Consider the following 24,177-nt stretch of genomic DNA (forward strand, 5'->3'; position numbering starts at 1 on the left):
GCGTTCACCCGCGATCAACGCAGCCATCATGTCCCGCCCGGACACCCCGAAGATATCCGACGCGACGACCGAAAGTTTGATGCAGGCGTCCTCGAGGAGTTTCTCGACCCGGTTCTTCTCCGCGGTGCGTTCCCCGACCAGATCGATCCGGTAGCGGGTCAGGTCCCGCAGCCGGCGAATCTCCACGGGCGGGACGAAGCTGGGCCGGAGCATCTGCCGTTCAGCGACCTTGCACAACCAGACCGCATCCAGCACGTCGGTCTTGGGCCGTCCGGGAAGGTGCCTGACATCCCGGGCGTTCACCAGCCACGGCTGAAGCCCGTGGGCCTCGAGGAGATAGAACACCGGCTTCCAATAGTCGCCGGTCGCCTCCATCACCACCCGCTCGATACCAAGCCCGACCAGACGGTTCGCCAGCTCTCCCAGCGAACGTGTCATGGTCGAGTGCGTGCTCACTTCCTGCAAGCGTTTCTTCCGGTTTCCCTCTGCGGGAATCCGAACGCAGCACACCAGCTCGGCCTTGCCGATATCCAGTGCAGCGACCCTGGCAATAATCTCTTCCTCATCTTGGGACTCAGCCAGCATGGACTCCGTCATCTCCTCCCGAACGCGCCCGCCGAACATAACAGCGGCCGCCTGGGGAATCACGAGGGAAAGGAAAATCTAGTCCTCGTTCTCAACAACGGAAACAGTAAAGGGCTCACGTCATGATCCCCAACACCTGGCTACCTAACGGCCTCAAGGAACCAAAGAACCACGGCTTCGACAGGCGACCACACGCACATTTTCAGCCCGGAACGGGCGCCCCGCAAGGGACACAAAGGCTACCTAGTTGGGTAGGAGGGGGGAGCGCTTAAACGCAACAGCCGCCGTCGGGCTTCCCCCAGGGAGGGAAAGTCCGACGGCGGCCGCTGCTTAGCTGCGGTGCTGCTACTCGGCGTCGTGATCCGTTTCGAGGATCTGGACCAGGTGGTCCAGGGCGGTGTCAGCGCCGTCGCCTTCGGCGCGGAGGACTACCACGTCCCCGTGTGAGGCGCCCAGGCTCATGAGGGAGAGGATGCTGGCCGCATCCATGGCCTCATCGGCCGGTTCGCCTTCGCGGGCGATGGTGATGTCCAGGTCGTATTCTCCTGCTGCCTCGGCAAAGATGGCGGCGGGGCGGGCGTGCAGGCCCACGCGGCTGGCGACGGTTGCTGTGCGTTCTGGCATTTTTGCTCCTTTGTCTTCCGGGCGGCTGGCGTTCAGCCCCGGACAGGTAGTGGGTGAGGCAGGTTAGACCGTTGCTGGAACGGTCTCCACCGTAGCAGCGCTCTTGGGGGCAGCCCAACGCTTCAGCGCCACCACGGCCAGTGCGCTGACAATGGTTCCGGCGATGATCGAGATCACGAACATCAGCAGGTTGCCGATGGCGAAGAAGACGAATAGGCCACCGTGGGGTGCCTGCGACGTGACGTTGAAAGCCATGCACAGGGCGCCGGTGAGGGCTCCGCCCACCATGCTGGCGGGAATGACGCGCAGCGGGTCGGCGGCGGCGAAGGGGATGGCGCCTTCGGAGATGAAGGACGCACCCAGCAGCCAGGCTGCCTTGCCGTTTTCACGCTCGGCCAGGCTGAAGAGCTTCTTGTCCAGGACCGTGGCCAAAGCCATTGCCAGCGGCGGGACCATGCCCGCTGCCATAACGGTTGCCATGATCTGCCACGGGGCCTGGTTGTCGGCGCTGCCGGCGCTCAGGCCGGCGACTGCAAAGGCGTAAGCCACCTTGTTGACCGGACCGCCCAGGTCGAAGCACATCATCAGGCCGAGGATGATCCCGAGGACGACCGCGGACGCACCGGTCATCCCGGACAGCCAGCCGTTGAGGGCCAGCGTCAGGCCGGCGATGGGGCCGCCGAGGACCAGGAACATCAGGCCTGAGGCGAAGATGGAAGCGAGCAGCGGGATGATCACCACGGGCATCAGGCCGCGGAGCCACCGCGGAACCTGCCACGTGCCGATCAGGTGAGCCATGTAGCCGGCGAGCAGGCCGCCGACGATGCCGCCGAGGAAGCCGGCGCCCATGAACCCGGAGACTGCACCGGCAACGAAACCGGGTGCAATGCCCGGCCGGTCGGCAATGGCGTAGGCGATGTAGCCGGCGAGTGCAGGGACCAGGAATCCCATGGACAGGGCGCCGATCTTGAACAGCACTGCGCCGAGGTAGGTGGTCAGCCCGCCCTCAGGAAGGTTGCCGAAGTTGTTCTCCACAACCACCTTGTCCGCAACTTCCGTGATGTCGTAGCCACCCAGCAGGAAGCCGAGGGCGATCAGCAGGCCGCCGCCGGCAACAAACGGAATCATGTAGCTGACGCCGGTGAGGAGTGCGCGCTTCAGCTTCTGGCCGATGTGCTCGCCCTTTTCCTCGGCGTCGTGCTCGGCCTGCTCTTCGGCACCGAAGTGCGGGACGCGGCGGGCGTGCGGATTGTCCGCGGCGGCCAGTGCTTCCTGGACCATCTTGGCGGGCTCGTCGATGCCGCGCTTGACCGGAGCGTTGATGACCGGCTTGCCGGCAAAGCGTTCCTTGCCGCGCACGTCCACGTCCACCGCAAAGATGACGGCGTCGGCCGCGGCGATAACGGCGGGGTCCAGCGGCTTGGCGCCGGAGGAACCCTGGGTTTCCACCTGCAGGTCAACGCCGGCTTCCTGGGCCGCTGCGACGAGGGAGTCGGCTGCCATGTAGGTGTGGGCGATGCCGGTGGGGCATGCTGTTACGGCGACAAGGCGCTTGGGTCCCCGGGCGGCGGAGCCGTCTGAACCTGCCCCGGCTACTGCGGAGGCCCCGGACTGCCCGGAAGAGTTCAGGGTACCGCCCGCAGAAGCGGCTGCACCTGCCGGGGCTGCGGCTGCATGGGCGGCCGGCTTGTCAGCGAGTGCGCCGTCCACCAGTTCCACGATCTCCTCGCGGGAAGAAGCGTTGCGCAGGGCGGCCGTGAAGTCCTTCTTGATCAGGGACCGGGCGAGCTTGGACAGCAGCTTGAGGTGCTCCTGGTCCGCGCCGTCCGGGGCTGCGATGAAGAAGATCAGGTCCGCCGGGCCGTCCTTGGCGCCGAAGTCCACCTTGGGGTTGAGGCGGGCCATGGCCAGGGTAGGTTCCGTTACTGCGGCGGAGCGGCAGTGCGGGATGGCAATCCCGCCAGGGATGCCCGTGGCGGTTTTCTGCTCGCGGGCGTAGGCATCGGCGAAGAGGCCTTCAACTTCTGTTGCGCGTCCGGCGGCAGCTACCTTGCTTGCCAGGTGCCGGATCACCGCCTCGGGCGCGTTGCCCAGGTTCTGGTCGAGCTCGACCAGTTCCGTGGTGATGAGCTGGGTCACTGTCAATCCTTTCGAAGGGCCGTGATGGTTACGGCATCCGGGGTGGTTTGGTGAACTGCCGGAACTGTGGAACCGGGCAGGGAGGCGGCAGCGGCACCATGGGCCACGGCCTGACGAAGGCAATCGGCCGGGGCGGCGCCCTGGCCGTGGGCGAGCAGGTAGCCGGCCAGGGCTGAATCGCCCGCACCGACCGTACTGACCGCGGCGACCGGCGGGTGCGTGGCCAGCCACGCGCCGTCGGCCGTTACCAGGACAGCTCCCTTGGATCCGAGAGTTGCCAGCACAGCACCCACACCGGAACGTACGACGGCGGCGGCTGCTGCTGCGGCAGCAGCCGGGTCCGCTTCCAGTTCGTCAGCGGTGGCCGGGGAGGCGAAGCCGGCTGCAGCAGCCAGTTCCGCCAGTTCTTCGGCGTTGGGTTTAAGGAGGTCCGGTTTTCCCGAACCATCGCCTGCCTCGTCGCTGGAGACGGCGGCGGCAAGAGGGGCGCCGGAGGAGTCCACGGCGATCTGCGGGGCGTTTCCGTTTCCCGCAGAGCGGAGCCGGCGCGCCACGGTGGCGTAGAAGTCTGCCGGGAATCCCGGCGGAAGCGAGCCGGCAAGGACCACCCAGCTCGCACCGCGGGAGCTCTCGAGCAGCAGCTTCATCAGGGCTTCCTGCTGGTCGGCGTCGAGCAGCGGTCCGGGCTCGTTGATCTTGGTGGTCACTCCGCCGGGCTCAGTGAGCGCCACGTTGGTGCGGAGCGGCTCATTGATGGGGAGGGAAACGAAGGGGACTCCGCTTTCGCGCAGGCCGGCCAGGACGGGGTCGCTGTCCGCGCCGGGCAGGACGGCCACGGATTCAAGGCCGGAGGCCACCAGCGCGCGGGAGACGTTGACGCCCTTGCCGCCGGATTCCTGGCTGACGGAGACCGCCCGCTGCACTTCGCCCCGTTCGAGGGGGCCGGGGAGCGCCACGGTGCGGTCGAGGCTGGGGTTGGCCGTGAAGGTGACGATCATGCGATCACCACATCTACGCCGGCTTCTTCCAGGGCGGCTGCAAGTTCCGGGCCGGGTTCGCTGTCTGTAATCAAGGTGTCCAGATCTTTCAGGGAGGCGAACTGGACCAGGGTTTCCGTGTCCAGCTTGGAGGAATCGGCCAACACCACAATGCGGCGGGCCGAACGGACAAAAGCTGCCTTGACGGCCGCTTCTTCGGGATCGGGAGTGCTGAGGCCGAATTCCGGGTGGATGCCGTTGGTGCCGATAAACGCGATGTCCGGCCGGAGCCTGCCGGCGGCCTCTACCGTTGCCTGGCCCACGGCAACCTGCGTGATGCCGCGCACCCGGCCGCCCAGGATCTCCAGGGCGATGCCCGGAACGCTCGAAAGCTTGCCGGCGATGGGGACCGCATGGGTGATGGCCACCAGTTCCGCCCGCGGTTCTGCGCCGTCAGCGCGCTCGACGGCGGTGCGCCGGGAAAGCAGGTCCGCCAGCACTTCGGTGGTGGTGCCGCCGTCGATGAGGACGCTCCCGGGGGAGTTGCGGGGGATCAATGCCAGGGCAGCCTCGGCGATCCGGATCTTTTGATCGGGCCGCTGGATGGCCCGCTCGTTGACGCTTTCCTCCGTGGTGCTGAATCGGTCTGCCGCCACGGCCCCGCCGTGCACGCGCCGGACGGTGCCGGCGTTTTCCAGGGTGGCAAGGTCCCGGCGGACCGTTTCGGTGGTGATGCGGAAGCGCTCGGCAAGGAGGGTCACGCTGACCCGGCCGGTGCCGGCAACAAGCTCGGCGATCTTCTGCTGGCGCTCCTCGGCGAACACGTACCCTCCGTTGCGTAAGGCTTGATCTATCGGCTGTTGATGGTGCTGCTTTTGATGATGGGAGCGTCCGCTGCTGCGTGACTGGCATCACATGATGTTGAGTTACTTGACTTTATCTTTGCTTGTGTTGGTTTGTCAATGGAAATCCACATGAAACAAAATGCTTTGAGGTTTCAGGCCTCCTGCAGCGTCCCGCCGTTCCGGCCCTGCGGCTGGCCAAGAACGCCGGGGGACCAAAAAGCCGGGCCGGACCGCAATGGTCCGGCCCGGCTTTAGCGGGTCACGATGCTTCTTTCTGCCCGGCTACAGTCCGCCATCGCGGCTTTCATTCCGGGTGATGCGCTCTCCGGTGTTGGGGTCCACCACCGAGCGGCTCTCGCTGACGCGCCGGCTGCGGCCGGGGGACGCGAGTATGAGGGAGGCGATGAGGCCGATCAAGCCGACGGCCATCAGGATGTAACCGACCAGCACCTGGTCGACGGCGGGTATCAGGCCTGGAGCGACCGCCCACGCGAGGATGGCGCCGAGGGCGATGAGGAAGATGGAGGATCCGATTCTCATGACGTGCTCCTTGTGGTGGCTGTGGGCGTGTTCATGGCCCGCTGAGGGTTGCTAAGCATGCTTCCCGTTAAGCGTCACGCTACAGCCCCAAGTTGCGGTATTCAATGACTGGGGTGGGGTAGTTGTGGTGGCGTGAGGCGGGACAGGTGTGACGCAAGTGATTAGGGGTTCCGGTTGCGGCTGGTTCCTAACCTGCCTCGTTAGGCTGATTTGATGGAAACAGTTGTGTGGTCCAAGCCGGAGGACGAGCGGGCGGGTACTCCGTTGCTGGTGATGATGCACGGCTATGGCACGGACGAGTCGCGCATGGTCAGGCTCTTTGAGTACCTGCCGGCGGAATTTACCTGCGCGGCCCTGCGGGCCCCGATGCCCATCGGCGACCACTTTGGCTGGTTCCTGCTGGACTACTTCCTGGCCAATGACTTCGCCGATGTCATCAAAGCCTCCAGTGCCGTCCAGGCATGGATCAACAGCGTCAAGGGCCAGCACAGCAGCGTCAGCCTGCTCGGTTACTCACAGGGCATGGCGATGGCCAGCACCCTGCTGCGCCTCCACCCCAAGGACTATGTGGCCGTGGTGGGGCTTTCGGGTTTTGTGCTCGAAAATGAGCTGCTGTCCCTCACCGAATCCTTTGATACCAAACCGCCTTTTTTCTGGGGGCGGGACAAGGCGGACCTGGTCATCAACGAAGACGCCATCGCATACACCGAGGAGTGGCTCCGGAACAACACCCTCCTCACCGCCCGGACCTACCCCGGCATGGGGCATGCAATGTCTAAGACGGAGATGGTGGACGTGAGTGCCTTCCTGCGCCATTACGTGCTGAGGCCTAAAGCGGCCGTTGGAGCGTAGGCAGGCTGGGTTGGACTTAGCGCGCCGGCCATGCTTGGTCGTGAAGCGTGTCACAGTCTGACCGAACGAAAAAACAGTTGCCAGCCAAATTTGTAAGCGCTTACACTCGTCTTCGGCTGTTATTGCGGCCCTGAACTGGGCGGACAAGGAGATCAACGCGGTGCGGACGGTTTACTGTGGCCCCAAACGGCCAGCTGCCGTGACTTTCGCGGTCCCAGTTGAATGCTCCAACGGTTTGTGCAATGGCGCATTTCACGTTCATGATGGAATACAACGATCAGCTAGCTTATGGGCCCCGGCAATGTCTATGCCGGCAGTCGCCTGCCGCTCCTGCGGATCGTCCGGGCATCGAGGCCTCCACACTCCCAAAGCATCCCGCCTTCGAGGCTGCCCGCGTCCTGAAAGGACAACCCACCGCTGATGACTGAAAACATGGCTACAGAACAAGCAAGCGCCGAACTCTCTGCCTGGACCGGCGCCTCTGCCATCCTCTTCGACCTGGACGGGGTGCTGACCCCCACGGCCACCGTCCATGAGCGGGCGTGGCAGGAACTGTTCGAAGGCTACCTCGCATCGCAGCCGCGGGTCGCCGGCTACAGCGAAAGCGACTACTTCGACCACATTGACGGTAAGCCGCGCTTCGATGGCGTCCGGGACTTCCTGGCCTCGCGCGGGATCGTGCTTCCGGAAGGGCCCACCGACGATGACCCCGCCAACATCACGGTGCAGGGCCTGGGCAACCGGAAGAACCGGATCTTCAACGACATCGTCAGCGCCGGCGTCGAGCCCTTCGAGGGCTCCGTGCGGTTCCTCCAGGCCGCGCTGGACCGCGGACTGAAGGTCGCCGTCGTCTCTTCCTCCCGCAACGCTCCCGCTGTCCTGGCGGCCGCCGGACTCAGCCGCCACTTCGAGGTGGTGGTGGACGGCGTGGTGGCAGCCAGGGAAGGCCTGCCCGGCAAACCCAGCCCCGCCACCTACCACTACGCCGCCCGCCTGCTGGACCTGCCTTCCCTGGAATGCGTGGTGGTCGAGGACGCAGTCTCCGGTGTACAGGCCGGAAACGCCGGCACATTCCACTCTGTTGTCGGAGTGGACCGCGGCGCCGGACGGCAGACGCTTCTCGAGGCCGGGGCCACCGTAGTGGTCACTGACCTCGACGAGCTCCTCTAGCCGCACCGTACCGGGTGGCGTCCCCCAATCCCGCCACCGGAACACAACGAACCACCTACGCAAGCAATAAGCAGCACCCCCAGCTGCCACAATCCCCATCGGCACGCCTGCCCGGCCCACCCGGCAGCACCGCCACAGCACAAGGACCCCAACATCATGGCTCTGATCTCCGCGGACCGCGAAAGGTTCCCGAACACACCCTGGCAGCTCGTGGAAACACGCCACGAACAGGGCCGCGAAGGGACGCTGGAAACACTCTTCGCCCTAGGTAACGGGCACCTGGGGATCCGTGGCGCCCACTGGGCGGCAGCGGATTCTGATTTGCCGGGCAGCTTCATCAATGGCCTGCACGAGATCTGGGACATCAAGCATGCCGAAAACGCCTTCGGCTTCGCCCGCACCGGCCAGCGCATCCTGTACATCCCGGACGCCAACAACTTCACCGTTAGTGTCGACGGCGAGGCCCTCAGCCTGGCCGAATCCGAGGTGCTGGACTACCGGCGCTCCGTTGATTTTTCCAAAGGCGTCTACGAATGCCGGATCACCTGGCAGTGCCGCTCCGGCGCCGCCGTCACCACCACCGAGCGGCGCGCCGTCGGATTCGCTTCCCGGGGAACGCTTGGCATCTCCCTGGAAGTGGCCACGGACCGCGACGTTTCCCTGGACGTCACCTCCTCAGTGATCAACCGCCAGGACCAGCCGGTGGAAGACCATTCCGCCCACGATCCGCGCCGGGCGGGCCGCCACGCCGGACGCGTGCTGCTGCCCGTGCGGCTGGATGGCGGGGACGGGTCCCTCCGGCTTGCCTGGGAGGCTGCCGAATCCAAGCAACGGATCGGCGTCGCGGTGGATCACTGGACGTCCGCGGGGCATCAACCGTTCGACACCCTGGTGGACCAGGATGACAGCAGCGTCCGCTACGTCCTCGCCGTCAGTGCCGACGAGCCGTTCCGCCTGGAAAAGAGCGTCAGCTACGCGGCTGGCCCCGCCGTCCAGGACCCCGCAATTGACGCCGCCGGCGTAGCAGAGGGAAACCTGCGCCCGGTCCAGGACATCTTCGCCGAAAGCGAAGCGCACTATCGGGACTATTGGGCCACCGCGGACATCGTGGTGGCCGGCCAGCCCGAATTGCAGCAGGCCATCAGGTGGAACCTGTTCCAGCTTGCGCAGGCAACGGCCCGTGCGGATGTTGCCGGGATTCCTGCGAAGGGAGTTACGGGTTCAGGCTACGAGGGCCACTATTTCTGGGACCAGGAGGTCTACCTCCTGCCGTACTTGACCTACACCAACCCGGACGGCGCCCGCCAGGTCCTGGAGTACCGCCACGCGATCCTCCCCGAGGCCAAGATCCGCGCCAAGGAACTCAGCGTGGACGGCGCGCTTTTCCCGTGGCGCACCATCAACGGACTCGAGGCCAGCGCCTACTATGCCGCCGGTACCGCCCAGTTCCACATTGCCGCCGCCATCGCCTTTGCCACCAACCGGTACGTCTGGGCCACGGGGGACACCGCATTCGGTGACGGGATGGGCGCTGAATTGCTCATTGAGACCGCACGCATGTGGATCTCGCTGGGCTTCTTCGGCAAGGACGGGCTCTTCCACATCCACGGGGTCACCGGGCCGGATGAATACACGGCCGTGGTCAACGACAACCTTTACACAAACGTCATGGCGCGCTTCAACCTGCGTGCTGCTGCTGCCTTGGAACATGCAGAGATCAGCCTGGAAGAGCGGCAGCTGTGGGAGGCAGCGGCGAACCGCATGCAGTTGCCGTTTGACGACCGCATGCAGGTCCATTCGCAGGACAACGACTTCATGACCCTGGAGCCCTGGGACTGGACCACGCCCCGGTCCAAGTACCCCCTGCTGCTGCACTTCCACCCGCTGGTGATCTACCGCCACCAGGTCCTGAAGCAGGCGGACACCGTCCTGGCGATGTTCCTGCAGTGGCAGGATTTCACGGCAGAGGAAAAGCAGCGTGCCTTCGACTTCTACGATCCGCTGACAACGGGCGACTCGACACTTTCCGCCTGCGTCCAGGGCATCATGGCTGCCGAGGTGGGGTACTCCCGCGAAGCCCTTGAGCACTTCACCAATGCTGTGTTCATCGACTTGGACGATACGCACGGCAACACCATCGACGGTGTGCATATCGCCTCCACCGGCGGCGTGTGGAGCTCGCTCGTCTGCGGGTTCGCCGGCCTCCGTGACCAGGGCCCGGTCCCGTACTTCGACCCCCGGCTGCCTGCTCAATGGGAAGGCCTGACCTTCCACCTCAAGATCCGCGGCCGCCTGCTGCTGGTTGAGCTCGTCGCCGGTGCCATCACCCTGACGGTCGAGGAAGGCGAGGCACTGGAGGTGGACGTCCGCGGCCAGCGGCTCAGCGTGGGTGCGGAGCCGGTGCGGGTCGCTCTCGAACCCGTGCCGGAACCCGAACCCACCGTGTTCCCCAGCGGACATCCGACGGCGAGCATCCCCGTGGTGCGCGCCAACAACTGAGCGCCGCGGGCAGCGGCGAGCGGCCACCTGCGGCCGCTCGCCGACACCTGCCTGCTGACGCGTTCGGCAGCTAGTCGCCGGCCGCCGTCGAACGTTCCACAACAGGAGCCCTGTCCAGCGGGTGGGCCAGTTCGTCGTCGGCCATCCGCGCCACCATCATGGCGATGACCGCCATGATGGGGCACACAACGCCGGCCACCAGGAAGATCAGCCAGATAGGCAGAACCTCGGCGGCCGGCCCGGCCAGGGCCATGGACACTGGCATGAGGGCGAGCGACACAAAGAAGTCCAGGCTGGAGACCCGGCCCAAAAGGTGGGGCGGGACGCGCCGCTGCAGCAGCGTGCCCCAGATGACCATGCCCACGCTTCCGGTGGCGCCCCAGACGAACAGCGAAGCCGCCATCACCCAGAAGTTGTCCATGAGCCCGACGGCGGCAAGTGGCAGGCTGCCCGCGCCCCAGGACACCATCATCACCGTGAGATAGCGCCGGGGCAGCCTCAATGATGCCGTGAACAGCGAGCCTAAGGCCGCGCCCACGCCCATCACGGCGAGGAGGAAGCCGAACATGCGGGAGTCGCCGCCAAGCTGGTCGCGCACGACGAACGGCAGCAGGACCTCGATGGGCCCAATGAGGAACAGGACCGAGATGCACGCCCACAGCAGGGTCCACAGCAGCCACGGGGTGCGCAGCGTATAGCTGACACCCTCGCGCAGGTCCTGGAAGAAGGACGATTTGCCGCCTTCTGCTCCTGCAGGGTGGGAAGCGTCTTCGGCCCCGTTGACGGGCGCGTCCAGCGAGTGCTGGCCCAGGAAGTTCAGGACGATGAAGGCCGAGAGGTGGCAGACGGCCACTGCCGTTACGGCATGCGACGGCGAGAGGGCGGCCACAACGATGCCGGCCACGGCAGGACCGGCGGCCTGCTGGAGTACCGGCCGCATGGAACCCTCCACCCCGTTTGCTGCCAGCAGGTCCTCCGCAGGCAGGATGCGCGGCAGGATGGCCGAATAGGCGGGGAAGAAGAACGCCGCTCCCACGCCCAGCACAAAGGCGCCCACAGCAAGATGCCAGAGTTGCAGCCACCCGGCCATGGCGAGCCCGCTGATGGCGGCGATGACGGCGAGGTTGGCTCCCTCCACGGCAATAATCAGGCGCCGCTGCGGAATCCGGTCGGCGGCGATCCCGCCGGCCAGCAGGAAGGCCACCAGGCCAACACTTCCGGCAGCGGCCACCACTGACAGCTCCAGCGGTCCGCCGCCCAGATGGATCACCTGGTAGACCATCGCGACGGCCCACATCCCTGAACCGAAAATGGAGATGGCCAGCGCCGAAATCAATACCCGGTACTCACGATGGGCAAAGGGCCGCAGGGCTTTGGGGGCGGGCATAGGGTAAGTCTAGGCTTTGGACGGATACCCGGACAGCCGGGCAGCTACCCCCAACTTCGGGTTTGGCAGGGGTGCCGTGGCCTAGTGTTAAGCAACCTTAGTATTAGGAGAGGCCGCAACCAACGCGGCCGGCGAGACCAACAGAGGTGACCATGGCCAAGCGCAGCAATCCCGCAGTACGAATCGCACACGAAACGGCCCACAACGCCGTATTCGACGCAGACGGCAAACCGAAGCCGGGCGTCCACAACATGCTCCTCCGGGCGGTGGAGATCCAGCGCCCGCTGGTCCTGGCCTACATCCGCCGGCTGCAGCGCAAGCACCCCCGTGCAACCGCCGCCCAGCTGGCGGACATCCTTGAACGTGACTACCTTCGTGCCGTCACAGGCGGCGGTGCAGTGGTTGGCGCAACCGCCGTCGTTCCCGGTGTCGGTACCGTCGCATCCCTTGGCCTCTCGGCCGCCGCGACCGTTGGATTCCTGGAGGCAACCGCCCTTTACGCCACCTCCCTCGCTGAACTGCACGGCATCCGCCTCACCAACCCGGAAAAGGCCAGCACCATGGTTATGGCCCTCATGCTCGGCGAGGAAGGGACCGCGCTGCTCGGAACACTCAGCGGCCAGGCGGCGGGCAATGGCGTTAACGCCACCAAGGCCTGGGGCAACGTCCTGTCGAAGTCCATGCCCGTGCCCGGCTTCGGCTCTGTCCGGACCCGGATCCAGAAAGCCTTCCTCAAGAACCTCCTCAAGCGCCAGGGCACCGCGCTGTTCGGCCGGGCACTGCCGTTCGGCATCGGCGCAGTGGTGGGCGGAGCCGGTAACCTCATGATGGGGCGTGCGGTGGTGTCCAACGCAAAGGAAGCGTTTGGTCCCATGCCGGACACCATCCCCGGCGAGCTCAACGCCGCCGCACCGCACAACCTGACGCTGGAAGGCAACAACCTTGGATCTCAACGCTGACCTCGGCGAATCATTCGGCTCCTGGAACATGGGGGACGACGCCGCGATGTTCCGGCTGGTCACCAGCGCCAATGTGGCGTGCGGTTTCCACGCCGGCGACCCCGTCACCATGCTGGACAGCTGCCGTGCCGCCTATGAACTGGACGTGACCGTCGGTGCGCACGTTGGCTACCGCGACCTCGCGGGCTTTGGCCGCCGTTCGCTGGACATGTCCTTCGACGAGCTGTTCGGCGATGTGCTGTACCAGCTGGGTGCGCTCGACGGCGTCGCCCACGCCGTGGGTGCCTCCGTTGACTACGTGAAGCCGCACGGGGCGCTGTACAACCGGCTGGTCCGCGACGCCGACCAGGCCTCGGCGGTGGTGGCGGCCGTGAACTCCTACGATCCTGGCCTGCCCATCCTCGGCCTGCCCGGTTCGGAGCTTCTTAAGCAGGCGCAGGAAGCGGGGCACCCCGTCTTTATCGAGGCATTCGTGGACCGCGCCTATCTGGCTGACGGAACACTGGTGCCGCGCTCGCAGGAGGGCGCGGTGCTACACGACGTCGACTCCATCGTGGAGCGGGCTGTGCGTATGGCCACCAAGGGCGAGGTGGCGGCCCTTGACGGATCCGTGCTGCAGGTACGGCCGGACTCGCTGTGCATCCACGGCGATACCCCGGGGGCGGTTGAAATGGCTGCAGCCGTCAGGGCGGGCCTGGAAGCTGCCGGTGTAGAGCTGGAGTCTTTCGCGTAGGTGTAGCTTCTCACCCAAAAATCAGGTGCGCCACGGTAAAGATCGTGAGCCCGGCCAGTGAACCCACCACGGTGCCGTTGATCCGGATGAACTGCAGGTCCTTGCCCACCTGGAGCTCGATCTTCTGCGAGGTTTCCTCGGCATCCCAGCGGGCAACGGTATCCGTGATGACCCCGGCGATGTCGGAGCGGTACGTCCGCACCAGGTAGCCGGCGGCGTCGCCAATCCAGGCGTTGACCTTTCCGGCGAGTTCGGGATCGTTGACCAGCCGCGATCCGAAGTCGCGGACCGCTGCCTTGAACTTGATGGTCAGGTCGCTTTGCGGGTCATCAACAGCGTTCAGCAGGGCGTTCTTCACGGTTCCCCACGTCCGGGATGCCAGTTCCCGGACTTCGGGATCACCCAGGACCTGGGCCTTGACGTCCTCGGCGCGCGCGATCATCACGGGGTCGTGCTGCAGGTCCTGCGCCAGGTCGTTCAGGTACTTGTCGATGGACTGCCGGACCTGGTGGTTCTGGTCCGCCTGGACAGCCCGGACGAACTTGAGGAATTCGATGTACACCTTGTCGCCCACGAGCCCGTCCACGAACTGCGGAACCCACGTGGGCGAACGCTCCGATACCAGCCGGCTGACCGTCTCGTGGTTTTCACTGACCCAGTCCGCGGCCCTGTCCACCAGGAGGTCCACCAGCTTGTGGTGGTGTCCGTCGTGGAAAATCCGCTCCGCCATCCTGCCCACGGGAGGTCCCCACGGCGGAGTCAGGAGGTGCTTGCGGACCATGCCTTCGATGACCGCCTGGACGTCGTCGTCGTTCAGGACCTTGAACGCACCGCGGATAACGGCGGCGCCCTCCTTGGCCACCCGCTCGGCGCCTGCTGGCGTCGCCAGCCATTCGCCTGCCCTGCGCGCGATGTTCACGCTGGCCAGCTTGTCCTGGACCACCTGCTCAGACAGGAAGTTGGTTTCCACGAACTCACCCAGCGAGGCGCCGATCTGGTCCTTCCGGCGCGGAATGATGGCGGTGTGCGGGATCTTGATGCCCATGGGGTACTTGAACAGCGCGGTGACGGCGAACCAGTCGGCCAGCGCGCCCACCATGCCGCCTTCAGCCGCAGCACGCACGTACTGGAGCCACGGATACTCCTTTTGCAGCGCGAACGCGAACACGAAGACCACCGCCATGGCCACCAGCAGCGCCAGCGCCACCAGCTTCATTTTCCGCAGCGCAGCCGCCTTTTCGGCGTCACCGGCGCTGAGTTTATGGCCGACGGCGGCACGCACCTCCGCGCCGGGCGGTGCGGACGGGGCGGACAGAGTGTGGTTGGCGCGTGCTTCCCTTGTAGTTGCCTCAGAGTTCACCTGCATGTGCCAAGCCTAGTCCCGCAGTGCGGCGCGGGTCGGCTACCGTGTCTCCATGACTACTGACGAGTCAGTGCCGCCGCGGCCCCTGGTCTTTGCCCACCGGGGCTCGAGCGCCGCGTTTGCCGAGCACACACGGGCAGCCTACCTGCAGGCGCTCGCGGACGGGGCGGACGGCGTGGAGTGCGATGTCCACCTCACCCGCGATCAGCACGTTATCCTCCTGCACGACGCCAACCTGGACCGTACCTCGGATGGAACGGGGCCGGCGGCGGAACGGACGCTGCGCGAGCTCCGGCGCCTGGATTTTTCTTCGTGGAAAGGCGCGCGCATCCCCGAGGCGTACGGTGCGCGGTCCGAGCAGTTCCTCACCCTTCCCGAGCTGCTGGAGATCCTCCGCGGGGCCGGACGGCCCGTGCGGCTGGCCATCGAACTGAAGCATCCCAGCCCGTACCAGCTCAAGCTGGAGGACAGGGTCCTGGAGGTTCTCCGCGCCGAAGGCTGGGACGCCGGGAGCTCATCCCTGGACAACGTGGCGGTGACCTTTATGAGCTTCAGTCCGGAATCCGTGCGCCGCCTGCTCCGGTCGGTTCCGGCCGAGTACATCTGCCAACTGGTGGATGACGTGGATGTGCGTGAGCTTCGCGAGGAATTGGGGTTGGGGCTGATCACCGGCGGTGCGATTGCCAATGTCATGAAAGCCGCCCAGCTGGAAGGTGAGCGGATCCTGGATGCAGGCGAAGCCGCTTTGGCCGGTCCAGGCGTCGACTACGTTCGCCGCCATCCGGCAACTGTCCAGCGGTGGCTCGAGCAGGGCCGGCGCTTCCGGGTGTGGACCGTGGACTCCGAGCAGGACGTGGCCCTTTGCCAGGACCTCGGCGTCCACGAGATCACCACCAACGTGCCGGCCCGCGTGCTGGGCCAGCTTCATGTGGCTTCGCCGCAGGGAAGCTGACCAGGCAAGGCAGGCAGGCTAAGTGAGCAAGGCTTTCGACGGCGTTCCCCAGCTGTTCCGGAATCTCGAGCCAGCATTCGTCGCCCCCGCGCCCGTGCTCAGTGGCGGGGAACCAGCGCTCGGCGACGCCCTGCCGCCCTGGTCCGGTCCCAGAACCTGGTGGGGCGGCCCCCTGGACGTGGAAGGCCTCGCGCTGGGAGCCGTTGGGGCCGTAGCCGCAGTATTGAACCTCCTGGCCGGAGCGCCGGGACGCTTTACCACCACGGCGGCCTTGACGGCCGTCGCCTTTGACTCCTCCGGCCACCTGCGGATTAACGGCCGGAAGATCCAGGGCTTCGCCCCGCTGTCCGGCTTCCGGCGCACGCAGGACGGCTGGATCCGGCTGCACGCCAACTACCCGCACCACGAACAGCGGCTGATGCAGGCGCTGGGAGCCAGCACGGCCGATAGCGTGGCGGCGGTCCTCCGCACGATGACGTCCCTCGAAGCGGAGGCCGCGATCCAATCCCAGGGCGGGGCTGCCGCAGCGGTGCGAAGCCGCAGCGAATGGCTGGAGTCCGGGATGGGCCAGGCTGCAGCAGCGGGGCCATGGATCGATTGGGCCCTCCCGGAGGGAAAGACCACAGGTACCGAGGGCCCCCTGCGGCTCCCGGCTGAAGACCCGCGCCGCCCGCTCAAGGGAGTGCGTGTGCTGGACCTGACCCGCGTCATCGCCGGACCCGTCTCCACCCGGCTGCTCGGGGCGCTGGGCGCCGACGTCCTGCGGATCGATCCGCCGCAACTGCCCGAAATCACCGACCAGTTCGTGGATACCGGGTTCGACAAGAGGAGCGCCGAGGCCGACCTGACCACCGCCGTGGGCCGACACCAGCTGGAACAGGTGCTGGAGAGCGCCGACGTAGTGATAACCGGCTACCGGCGCGGCTCCCTGGACCGCTTTGGGCTGGAGCCGGCGGCGCTGCTGGCATCCCGGCCGGAGCTCGCGGTGGTCTCACTGGACGCCTGGGGCAGCATGGGGCCCTGGAGTGGCCTGCGCGGTTTCGACAGCATTGTCCAGGCGGCCACCGGAATCGCCCACCTTTACGGGACGGAGAACCACGACGGCGAGTGGCGGCCGGGTGCGCTCCCTGTCCAGGCCCTGGACCACGCGACAGGGTACGGTGTGGCCGCGGCAGCCATCGCCCTGCTCGCCCGGCGCCGGCAGGCCGGCCTCGGCGGAGGAGCCCGGTTGTCCCTGGTCCGCACCGCAGAGGAACTTTTCGCCCTGCCGGCCGTGGATTCCGCGGGCATGGCAAGCTCGCTGCCTCAGCCCGAACTCGCAACCATGGCCAGCACTTATGGGGAACTCCGCTACGCTCTGCCGCCGCTCCTGGTGGCCGGACGACCCCTTGACTACACCGCGCCGCCAGCGCGCTACGGAAGTTCTGCTCCCGCCTGGATCTGACGGTTTGCCCGCGTTGATGGGTTGACTAGGCGGTTGGGTTTGTTGGGACTGAGGGTTTACTCCAGGCCGGACGGTTTCAACGGCCCGCCGCGCTTGTGGTTGAGTGGAGCCATGCCTTTTCCCCGGTCCGGCCGGGCCCTCCAGAGCCTTTCCGCTGCAGCTATGAGCGCGCTGCTGCTGGCCAGCGCCATGAAACACTTCCGCGACCCCGGCTTCTTCCGCCAGGTAGTGCCCGATTACCTCTGCCTTGCGGATTTAGATCGGCAAGGACTGCGCGACGGCGGTGCGGCCGCCAGCGGCAGTGTTCCCGCCACCAGCACAGCTGCCTTCGACGGCGGCCCGGAACCGGGACGCCGTCGGCCCTTGGCTGTGATGACCAGGGAAGAATGGATCGCCGTCAGCGGCCTGCTGGAACTGGCTGCCGCCGTCGGCATTCTTGTCCCGCTAACCCGCAAGGCGGCGGCAACCGCGCTCACCGCGATGTTCATCGTCTTCCTGGCGGGCCATGCCGATGCCCTCCGCCGGGCCTACAGCAACCAGGGGACCCCTCTGCAGCGCAAGGTTCACACTCTGCGCCTCCCGTTACAGGGGCCGCTGATCGTCTGGGCATGGAGCCTTCGGAAGCCTGCGGTGGCTTCGTGGCCGTGGCAGTGAAACTCCTGGCTTCCCCTGCCGTGCGCGTGGGGCTCTCCATCAGCGTGGCCACCGGCCTGTACGGAATATCCTTTGGCGCACTGTCCGTCACGTCCGGGCTGGACTTCTGGCAGACAATGGCCCTTAGCCTGCTCCTGTTCAGTGGCGGCTCGCAGTTCGCGTTCATCGGCGTCGTGGGTGGAGGCGGCTCGGGCATTGCGGCCATGAGCGCAGCCACGCTTCTGGGAATGCGCAACGGCATCTACGGCATGCAGTTGAACGCCTTGCTGCACCCCACGGGGTGGCGCAAGTACGTGGCCGCCCAGGTGACCATCGACGAATCCACGGCCACCAGCACCGGCCAGACCGACCCCGCAGAGCAGCTCCGCGGCTTTTGGGCAGCCGGCATCGGGATCTACGTGCTCTGGAACCTGTTCACCGCGGTGGGGGCGCTGGCCGGAAGCGGGCTGGGGGACCCCAAACAGTGGGGACTGGACGGCGCAGCGGTGGCAGCTTTCCTGGCCCTGCTCTGGCCCCGGTTGAAGGGCCGTGAACCGATCGCCATTGCGGTGGTGTGCGCCGTGGCCACGGTGGCGGCAGTACCCTTCGTTCCTGCCGGAGTGCCGATCCTGGTGGCCGCCGTCGTGGCGGCCGTGATGGGCTGGTTCAGCCACGGCCGGAGCGATGAAGGACTTGAGCCGGACGTGGATCCTTACCGGGAGCACCAGCACCAGCACCAGCACCGCGGCGCGGACCACCACCAGGGCGGGCACCGCCAGCACGGCGCGGACGATGGCCACCAGCGCGGCGAGGGCGGCACCCCGGGGGCCGGGACATGAACCTCTGGATTTGGCTGCTGATTGCCTGTGCCCTGGCCTACGCCTGGAAGCTGGTGGGCTACTTCGTCCCGGCCAGGTTTTTGGAGAACCCCCGGATGTCGCGGGTCGCAGGCACCATGACTATCGGGTTGCTTGCATCCCTGACAGTAGTGAACGCCGTAGCGTCAGGGCAGACCTTGGCGGCCGATGCGCGCCTGGGTGCGCTCGCAGCAGCTGCAGTCGCACTGGCGCTGAGGGCACCGTTTCTCGTGGTGGTGGTGGCGGGTGCCGGGACTGCCGCGTTGCTCCGGATGCTGGGCTGGAACTGACCCGCGAGTAAGAACGTGACGCCGTTCCCTTCCCTTGCCGGTGGGTCTGAGTTGTACTATGGGAGCGGCTATGCAGTTGGCCCCAACGATTTGATGAACGGCGACGATGGAAGATCAACTGCACGCGCCCGGGTCACGGGCCGGAAGCCCCCGTCCACGCAAGGACTTTCGGCGACGCGCGGGGCTGCCCGTCAAGCGTTTCTTCACCCGTTTTGCCGCTATTTCCGACGTTCCGGCCGAGGACTTGGAAGCGCTCGCAGAAAGCCTTGAAAGGGCGATGGACGTGGACCCGGCCTCCCAGGTTCCTGCGCTCCAGGCCTTGGTGCGCCGGGAGATCCGCGCCAGGGGAGCCGCTGACAGCAACTGAATGGGCCAGGACATCAAGAGCGGTATCAGGGGAGTCCGCACGTGGTGGACGGAATGTGGCTAGGCCACCCCGTGGGCGGCGCCGTCAGGTGCAGCTGACCGGCGCGAGCTTTCTTCCACCGCCATCTCGTACCAGGCCTGGGCACCGAACTCGGGTTCGGGAGTGTCTAGGTTCTGGAAGAGGGCATCCAACAGTTTTGCGAGTTCCTCTGCCGGCAGGGTGGGAAGAAGTTCCTCGGGGCCGCGCGGGTCGTTGATGTAGTGCAGAAGCCGGGAACTGTTCATCGCGCTGGGGTCGTGGCGGGCCGGAGGTGCAGGAACTGTGGCATGTGCGGGCTCCATCTGGAGAGAAACAGAGGCTGGCTGCGTAACCCACTTGAAGTGTATTGCACGTGCCGGAGGCCCACAATGGGGAGGGCCAGGCGTCCCTGCTGGCAGGATTCCTGCGGCTAGAGGGGCTGCTGCCCCGCCACGGAAGCGGCCGGCAGCGGCACGTGAACGGGAAGCGGGCGGCTGGGCCGGACCGTTCGGATGGCGTCCTCCACCAGGGCCAGCGGACGGCGCCAGGCGTCCGATCCGGGTTCCATCGTATCCACGACTCCTATAAGCATGGCGAGCAGCCGGAACATGTCCGTCATGGAGATGTCCGCGCGCAGGCTGCCCTGGCCTTGGCCGCGCACCAGCAGCACACTCATCGACTCCATCAGGGAACCCGTGATGCCTGTCAGGAGCTCCCGGCGGCCGGCGACGGCCCCCAAGAGATTGGCGTCTTCACTGGCGACGGCCATCAGGGCCTCCATGACCCGCAGCAGTCCCGCGGCAGCGTCAATATCGGCCAAGGCGCCGTCCACGACCGGATCCACCGTGAGCCGCAGCTGCCGGTTGAGGGCTGCCAGGACCAGCTCCTCCTTATCCGAGAAATTCCGGAAGAGGGTTGCCGGGCCCACCCCGGCCGTGGCCGCGATGGTCTGCAGCGGTACTTCCGGGCCGAACTCGCGGAAGCATTGGCGCGCCGCCGTGATGATCTTGTCCACGTTCCGCGCTGCGTCGGCGCGGAGGGGCTTGCGGGCGACTGCGAGGCTCATGCCAAAAGGTTAGCAATCGAGCCTGCTGCCTTCACCGTTACCGAAGGGTAGGGGGTTATGTGACGAGGGGGCCGGCCGCCCGGGCCTGCGGCATCGCCCGGCGCCGTGGCACACTGGGCTTCATGTTGCTTGCGTTTTCTGTCGCCCCGTCCGGTACTCCCAGCGAAGGTTCCCGGCCCGCTGACGCCTCCGTCCACGACGCCGTTGCCGCCGCCGTGAAGATCGTCAGGGAGTCGGGCCTGCCCAACAAAACCGACTCGATGTTCACCACTATTGAGGGTGAGTGGGATGAGGTGTTCGACGTCGTGAAGCGCGCCACGGAGGCGGTGGGCCGCTACGGCAGCAGGGTTTCCCTGGTCATCAAGGCCGACATTCGGCCCGGTTACTCAGGTGAGCTGACCGCCAAAGTAGACCGCTTGGAAGACGCGCTCTCCGACGGTTCCTGACCGCGGGCGTCCCCTCCGGCGTCGGCCGCACATTCTCTGGACCCGGAGGTTGCCGCATGCCAGACTGTGCCCATGTTCGAGCACAAGCCCCGGCCCGAGTGGATTGCCACTGAGAAGTTCCTGTCCGACGTCGTGGTCCATCCTGATCCGGCCGTGCTCAGGGCCGTGCAATCCGCGGCTGCCGCAGGCATGCCGGCCATCGAGGTGGCGCCCAACGCGGGCAAGCTCCTCAAGCTCCTGGTTCAGCTCTCCGGTGCGCGCCGCGTCCTGGAGATAGGAACCCTGGCCGGCTTCAGCACCATCTGGATGGGGCAGGGACTGCCCGACGACGGCACTTTGGTCACCTGCGAATTCCTCCCCAAGCATGCGGAAGTGGCGTGGGCCAACATTGATGCGGCGGGCTTGGGACAGAAGGTGGAGATCCGGCTTGGACCGGCTCTGGACACACTCGCCGCCCTGGAAGAAGAGGACCGGGAACCCTTCGACTTCATCTTCATTGATGCGGACAAGGAGAACAACAGCCATTATCTGGACTGGGCCATCCGCCTGGGGCGCCCGGGGACAACCATCGTGCTGGACAACACCATCTGGGAAGGTGCGGTCATGGACCCCGGCATGGATCCCGTCAATGCCCAGGGAATTGTTGACGCGCTCAAGCTGTTGGGCGTCCATCCCAGGCTGGATGCCACCGTCATCCAGACAGTGGGCTCCAAGGGCTGGGACGGATTCGCTCTCGCGCTGATCAAGTAGGGCTGCGGAGAGTCACGTGGCGCCCAATACCGGACCGGCGCAGCCACTGATCGGGCAAAGCGGAAGGGCCCGCCGCGTGTTCCGCAGCAGGCCCTTCTTGGGGGACTCAGTCTTTCCTGAAAGCGTCCTTGACTTTCTCGCCGGCCTGTTTCAGGTCCGCTTTGGCCTGGTCCATCTTGCCTTCGGAGCGAAGGCCTTCGTCATTGGTGGCCGCACCGGTAGCCTCTTTGGCCTTGCCGCCCATCTTCTCTGCGGCGTTGTCGATCTTGTCATCCAAACCCATGGTGATTCTCCCTTCGGCTGGTGGCCTGCGGACAGTAACCGCTGGCCATGTTCAATGCTAACCAGCGGAAGGTAGCTTCAACAGGTTCGATAGGTTTTGTCAGACCAGGTCCGGCGCGCTGGCCACAATGTAGTCGGCGGCGGCGGGGCCCGTCATGGACAAGTTGTTGCTGTCCGGGTTGATCCCATGGGACTGAAGCGCCTCCCACAGGGCTTCCGGAGCTTCGAGCGGTGCCTTGTGGAGGAGGCACCAACTGGTGTAAAGCCCGTAGAGCTCATCGCGCCGGAGGCCCAGGCCGGGCTCCCTGTCTGCGACAACTGCTTCGGCAAGAAAACTTTCAAAATGTGTAGCAGGCATATTCGCTCATTCGGGGTCGACCGTGTTGCCGCCGTTTCTGCTTCAGCGGCGCTGCCGGATCCCAGGGGAACCAGCAGGGTAATCACGAACGTATGGCAGTACGGCTCGTTTTGTCCAGTTGCGCCGGGAATTTCACTGGATCGAGGGGGCCGACGGCGACTGGGGGGACTGGCCTCGGTCTCAGAAGAGGCCATCTCACCGCCGGCCCCGCCTGTGTCCCGGGCCACCTTGTTGTTGGCCTGGGAAACCTGTACAGGACCCTCCACCACAATTTTCCCCCATCTTGCAGGTCCTGCCTAGTCCCCGAAACTACGGCTGCTGCCTGCTAACTTCTGCCTGCCGCTGTCCCGGCTCCCAACTGCTCAGTCCCGGCCGGTGCCACGGTCACGCAGCTTGTTCCGAACCCGGTCACGATGCGGCTCCCTGGGCTGGCCAGCGTCCTGGTTACCGGCCTGGCCGTTGTCTCCGTTTTCCCCGGAATCCCCGTCCTTGCCGTTCTCCGCACTGTACTTCTCGCGCAGTTCACGTCCGTGCTTGATGTCCTCTTCCTCCTGTTTCTGCAGCTTCTCGCTCTTCTTGGTGTCACGCGGCGGCAGCTGGATGGTCTCTTCGGCCTCGATACCTGCCTGGAGCTGGCGGCCCCGCTCCATCTCGGCGTCGAACTCGGCGCCGAAGAGTAGGGACATGTTCAGGATCCACAGCCACAGCAGCATCACGATCACGCCGCCCAGGGCGCCGTAGGTCTTGTTGTAGTTTCCGAAGTTGCCTACGTAGAAGCCAAAGCCGAGCGACGCCAGCAGGAAGACAAAAAGTGCGATGGCCGAACCGAGGCTCATCCACTTGAACTTGGGCTGCTTGACGTTGGGCGTGGCGTAGTAGAGGACAGCGATGATCACGATGATCAGTGCCACCATGACCGGCCACTTGGCAATGTTCCAGATGGCGAGGAAAGCGCCGCTGAGCCCGATCAGGCCACCGACCGCTTCTGCCACCGGGCCGCTGAGCACCAGCATGCCGGCCAGGATCGCAATGATCACTACCGACAGGAGGGTCACCACCAGCATGGTGCCGCGCAGCTTGACGAACGGCCGCCCCTCGTCCACCTCGTAGACACGGTTCATGGCCCGTCCGAAGGCGCCCACGTACCCGGAAGCAGACCAGAGGGCGGTGGCAAGGCCAAGCACGAGGGTCAATCCTGCGGCCGGAGCGTTGGCCAGTTCCGATACCGTGCCGCTGACTGTGTTGACAGTCTCCGCAGGTGCGAAGCCGCGCACAATCTGGAGCAGGGCATCGGTGGTTTTCTGTGGGTCCCCGAAGATGCCGATCAGTGAAACGAGTGCCAGGATGGCCGGGAACAGCGACAGCACCGCGTAATACGTCAGTGCAGCAGCGAGATCCGGGCACTGGTCCTTGTTGAATTCCCGCAGGGTCTTCTTGGCAATGTACTTCCAGTTCGGCTTGTCCAAGTCCCTGGGGCTGTCCGGCTTCCGTGAGTCGTTTGGATCCGGTGCCTGGCCTGCTTTGGCTGTGCTGCTCTCGGATGCGTCATGAGTGGCCATGGGGTGTCCTCTCGATAAGGGTGCGAAAACTGAAAGGCCGGCTCCGCGGGATGGCGGGGCCGGCCTCTCAGGTGGTGCTCGTGCCTCTGGGTGCCGCGTTTAGTGGCGGGTCAGGTGTTTTGGACGTTGGTTTTGGCGTCGGTGGCGCGGTCTTTGACGTCGGTGACGGCGCCTTGGCCTTCGGCTTTGACGTTCTGGGCGGCGTCGGTGGCGGTGGCTTTGACGTTGTCCATGGCTTCCTGGGCTGGTTCCTTCAGGTCCTGGACCATGTCCTTGGCGGCGTCGGTGACCTGGGTGGCGAGGGGCTCGGCGGCGGTTTTGAGCTGCTGGGCTGCTTCGCGTTCCTTKTGGCTGGCCGGGATCAGGGACGAGACGAGCATTCCGGCGCCGAAGGCGATCAGGCCGGCGGCCAGGGGATTGCCCTGGGTTCTGGCTTTGACCTGGTCCGGKGCCTGGGAGAGTGCGGTGCCGGCGTCAGAGAG

The 24,177-nt window shown here is 65.9% G+C and carries 26 protein-coding genes and 1 pseudogene; 13 read left to right on the forward strand and 14 right to left on the reverse strand.

Annotated features, from left to right (window positions below; translation table 11 throughout):
* The 6 genes from G6R19_RS19595 to G6R19_RS19620 all read right to left on the reverse strand — a co-directional run.
* The coding region (locus G6R19_RS19595) for a transposase (RefSeq protein ID WP_240341977.1) at positions 1 to 648 on the reverse strand (648 nt) is incomplete at its 3' end.
* Between the two features lie 282 nt (positions 649 to 930).
* Complete coding sequence (locus tag G6R19_RS19600) at positions 931 to 1,209, reverse strand: HPr family phosphocarrier protein (RefSeq protein WP_013599585.1); 279 nt, start codon at positions 1,207 to 1,209, stop codon at positions 931 to 933.
* Positions 1,210 to 1,272: 63 nt separating this feature from the next.
* The gene (locus G6R19_RS19605; protein WP_163168015.1) at positions 1,273 to 3,348 is read right to left on the reverse strand and encodes a fructose-specific PTS transporter subunit EIIC; all 2,076 of its coding nucleotides are present in this window, start codon (positions 3,346 to 3,348) and stop codon (positions 1,273 to 1,275) included.
* Positions 3,349 to 3,350: 2 nt separating this feature from the next.
* Entirely contained in the window at positions 3,351 to 4,346 is a 996-nt protein-coding gene (locus G6R19_RS19610; RefSeq protein ID WP_163168016.1) for a 1-phosphofructokinase family hexose kinase, read from the reverse strand.
* Positions 4,343 to 5,149, reverse strand: coding sequence for a DeoR/GlpR family DNA-binding transcription regulator (locus tag G6R19_RS19615; protein WP_163168017.1), 807 nt, complete (start codon positions 5,147 to 5,149; stop codon positions 4,343 to 4,345). The genes G6R19_RS19610 and G6R19_RS19615 overlap by 4 nt, the downstream gene beginning before the upstream one ends.
* Positions 5,150 to 5,452: 303 nt before the next feature.
* Positions 5,453 to 5,710 (reverse strand): DUF6458 family protein, encoded by a 258-nt coding sequence (locus G6R19_RS19620; protein WP_163168018.1) that lies wholly within the window; start codon positions 5,708 to 5,710, stop codon positions 5,453 to 5,455.
* A 213-nt stretch (positions 5,711 to 5,923) separates the two neighbouring features.
* Between G6R19_RS19620 and G6R19_RS19625 the strand changes: the two genes are divergently transcribed.
* From G6R19_RS19625 to G6R19_RS19635, 3 genes are all read left to right on the forward strand, one after another.
* A complete protein-coding gene (locus tag G6R19_RS19625) occupies positions 5,924 to 6,562 on the forward strand; it encodes a phospholipase (RefSeq protein ID WP_163168019.1) in 639 nt (212 codons plus the stop codon).
* Positions 6,563 to 6,982: 420 nt separating this feature from the next.
* On the forward strand, positions 6,983 to 7,732 hold the full coding sequence (locus G6R19_RS19630) for an HAD-IA family hydrolase (RefSeq protein WP_163168020.1): 750 nt from the start codon (positions 6,983 to 6,985) through the stop codon (positions 7,730 to 7,732).
* A gap of 156 nt (positions 7,733 to 7,888) precedes the next feature.
* Positions 7,889 to 10,231, forward strand: a complete 2,343-nt coding sequence (locus tag G6R19_RS19635) for a glycoside hydrolase family 65 protein (protein ID WP_163168021.1) — start codon at positions 7,889 to 7,891, stop codon at positions 10,229 to 10,231.
* A 70-nt stretch (positions 10,232 to 10,301) separates the two neighbouring features.
* On the opposite strand, the gene G6R19_RS19640 is transcribed toward G6R19_RS19635, so the two are convergent.
* Entirely contained in the window at positions 10,302 to 11,618 is a 1,317-nt protein-coding gene (locus tag G6R19_RS19640) for an MFS transporter (RefSeq protein ID WP_163168022.1), read from the reverse strand.
* Between the two features lie 152 nt (positions 11,619 to 11,770).
* Between G6R19_RS19640 and G6R19_RS19645 the strand changes: the two genes are divergently transcribed.
* Both G6R19_RS19645 and G6R19_RS19650 read left to right on the forward strand, forming a co-directional pair.
* Positions 11,771 to 12,577 (forward strand): hypothetical protein, encoded by an 807-nt coding sequence (locus G6R19_RS19645; protein WP_163168023.1) that lies wholly within the window; start codon positions 11,771 to 11,773, stop codon positions 12,575 to 12,577.
* Positions 12,561 to 13,310 carry a 5-oxoprolinase subunit PxpA gene (locus G6R19_RS19650; RefSeq protein ID WP_163168024.1) on the forward strand — a complete coding sequence of 250 codons (750 nt, stop codon included), beginning with the start codon at positions 12,561 to 12,563 and terminating at the stop codon, positions 13,308 to 13,310. Before G6R19_RS19645 ends, G6R19_RS19650 begins: the two co-directional genes overlap by 17 nt.
* A 10-nt stretch (positions 13,311 to 13,320) precedes the next feature.
* On the opposite strand, the gene G6R19_RS19655 is transcribed toward G6R19_RS19650, so the two are convergent.
* Positions 13,321 to 14,676 carry a DUF445 domain-containing protein gene (locus G6R19_RS19655; protein ID WP_163168025.1) on the reverse strand — a complete coding sequence of 452 codons (1,356 nt, stop codon included), beginning with the start codon at positions 14,674 to 14,676 and terminating at the stop codon, positions 13,321 to 13,323.
* Between the two features lie 49 nt (positions 14,677 to 14,725).
* Here G6R19_RS19655 and G6R19_RS19660 point away from each other — a divergent pair, with 49 nt between their 5' ends.
* From G6R19_RS19660 to G6R19_RS19685, 6 genes are all read left to right on the forward strand, one after another.
* Positions 14,726 to 15,625 (forward strand): glycerophosphodiester phosphodiesterase family protein, encoded by a 900-nt coding sequence (locus tag G6R19_RS19660; RefSeq protein WP_163168026.1) that lies wholly within the window; start codon positions 14,726 to 14,728, stop codon positions 15,623 to 15,625.
* Between the two features lie 22 nt (positions 15,626 to 15,647).
* Positions 15,648 to 17,069 carry a CoA transferase gene (locus G6R19_RS19665; RefSeq protein WP_346010093.1) on the forward strand — a complete coding sequence of 474 codons (1,422 nt, stop codon included), beginning with the start codon at positions 15,648 to 15,650 and terminating at the stop codon, positions 17,067 to 17,069.
* A gap of 111 nt (positions 17,070 to 17,180) precedes the next feature.
* A complete protein-coding gene (locus tag G6R19_RS19670; RefSeq protein ID WP_163168027.1) occupies positions 17,181 to 17,723 on the forward strand; it encodes a hypothetical protein in 543 nt (180 codons plus the stop codon).
* Positions 17,678 to 18,541 (forward strand): AzlC family ABC transporter permease, encoded by an 864-nt coding sequence (locus G6R19_RS19675; RefSeq protein ID WP_240341978.1) that lies wholly within the window; start codon positions 17,678 to 17,680, stop codon positions 18,539 to 18,541. The genes G6R19_RS19670 and G6R19_RS19675 overlap by 46 nt, the downstream gene beginning before the upstream one ends.
* Positions 18,538 to 18,849, forward strand: a complete 312-nt coding sequence (locus G6R19_RS19680; RefSeq protein ID WP_163168028.1) for an AzlD domain-containing protein — start codon at positions 18,538 to 18,540, stop codon at positions 18,847 to 18,849. The genes G6R19_RS19675 and G6R19_RS19680 overlap by 4 nt, the downstream gene beginning before the upstream one ends.
* A gap of 106 nt (positions 18,850 to 18,955) precedes the next feature.
* Positions 18,956 to 19,216, forward strand: coding sequence for a hypothetical protein (locus G6R19_RS19685; RefSeq protein ID WP_163168029.1), 261 nt, complete (start codon positions 18,956 to 18,958; stop codon positions 19,214 to 19,216).
* Between the two features lie 59 nt (positions 19,217 to 19,275).
* On the opposite strand, the gene G6R19_RS19690 is transcribed toward G6R19_RS19685, so the two are convergent.
* Positions 19,276 to 19,557 (reverse strand): hypothetical protein, encoded by a 282-nt coding sequence (locus G6R19_RS19690; RefSeq protein WP_240341979.1) that lies wholly within the window; start codon positions 19,555 to 19,557, stop codon positions 19,276 to 19,278.
* Between the two features lie 107 nt (positions 19,558 to 19,664).
* Positions 19,665 to 20,300, reverse strand: coding sequence for a TetR/AcrR family transcriptional regulator (locus tag G6R19_RS19695; protein WP_163168030.1), 636 nt, complete (start codon positions 20,298 to 20,300; stop codon positions 19,665 to 19,667).
* 122 nt (positions 20,301 to 20,422) lie between these two features.
* Here G6R19_RS19695 and G6R19_RS19700 point away from each other — a divergent pair, with 122 nt between their 5' ends.
* Together G6R19_RS19700 and G6R19_RS19705 are read left to right on the forward strand one after the other, a co-directional pair.
* Positions 20,423 to 20,746, forward strand: coding sequence for a thiamine-binding protein (locus G6R19_RS19700; protein ID WP_163168031.1), 324 nt, complete (start codon positions 20,423 to 20,425; stop codon positions 20,744 to 20,746).
* A 72-nt stretch (positions 20,747 to 20,818) separates the two neighbouring features.
* A complete protein-coding gene (locus tag G6R19_RS19705) occupies positions 20,819 to 21,496 on the forward strand; it encodes an O-methyltransferase (RefSeq protein WP_163168032.1) in 678 nt (225 codons plus the stop codon).
* A 106-nt stretch (positions 21,497 to 21,602) separates the two neighbouring features.
* On the opposite strand, the gene G6R19_RS19710 is transcribed toward G6R19_RS19705, so the two are convergent.
* From G6R19_RS19710 to G6R19_RS19725, 4 genes and pseudogenes are all read right to left on the reverse strand, one after another.
* Positions 21,603 to 21,779: a CsbD family protein gene (locus G6R19_RS19710; RefSeq protein ID WP_163168033.1), complete on the reverse strand. Its 177-nt coding sequence runs from the start codon at positions 21,777 to 21,779 to the stop codon at positions 21,603 to 21,605.
* Between the two features lie 99 nt (positions 21,780 to 21,878).
* On the reverse strand, positions 21,879 to 22,136 hold the full coding sequence (locus G6R19_RS19715; protein ID WP_163168034.1) for a hypothetical protein: 258 nt from the start codon (positions 22,134 to 22,136) through the stop codon (positions 21,879 to 21,881).
* A 362-nt stretch (positions 22,137 to 22,498) separates the two neighbouring features.
* On the reverse strand, positions 22,499 to 23,695 hold the full coding sequence (locus G6R19_RS19720) for a YihY/virulence factor BrkB family protein (RefSeq protein ID WP_163168035.1): 1,197 nt from the start codon (positions 23,693 to 23,695) through the stop codon (positions 22,499 to 22,501).
* 110 nt (positions 23,696 to 23,805) lie between these two features.
* A pseudogene (locus G6R19_RS19725) lies at positions 23,806 to 24,177 on the reverse strand (hypothetical protein); the annotation flags it as partial.

This window comes from Arthrobacter sp. Alg241-R88, assembly GCF_900537115.1.
Taxonomy (GTDB): Bacteria; Actinomycetota; Actinomycetes; order Actinomycetales; family Micrococcaceae; genus Arthrobacter.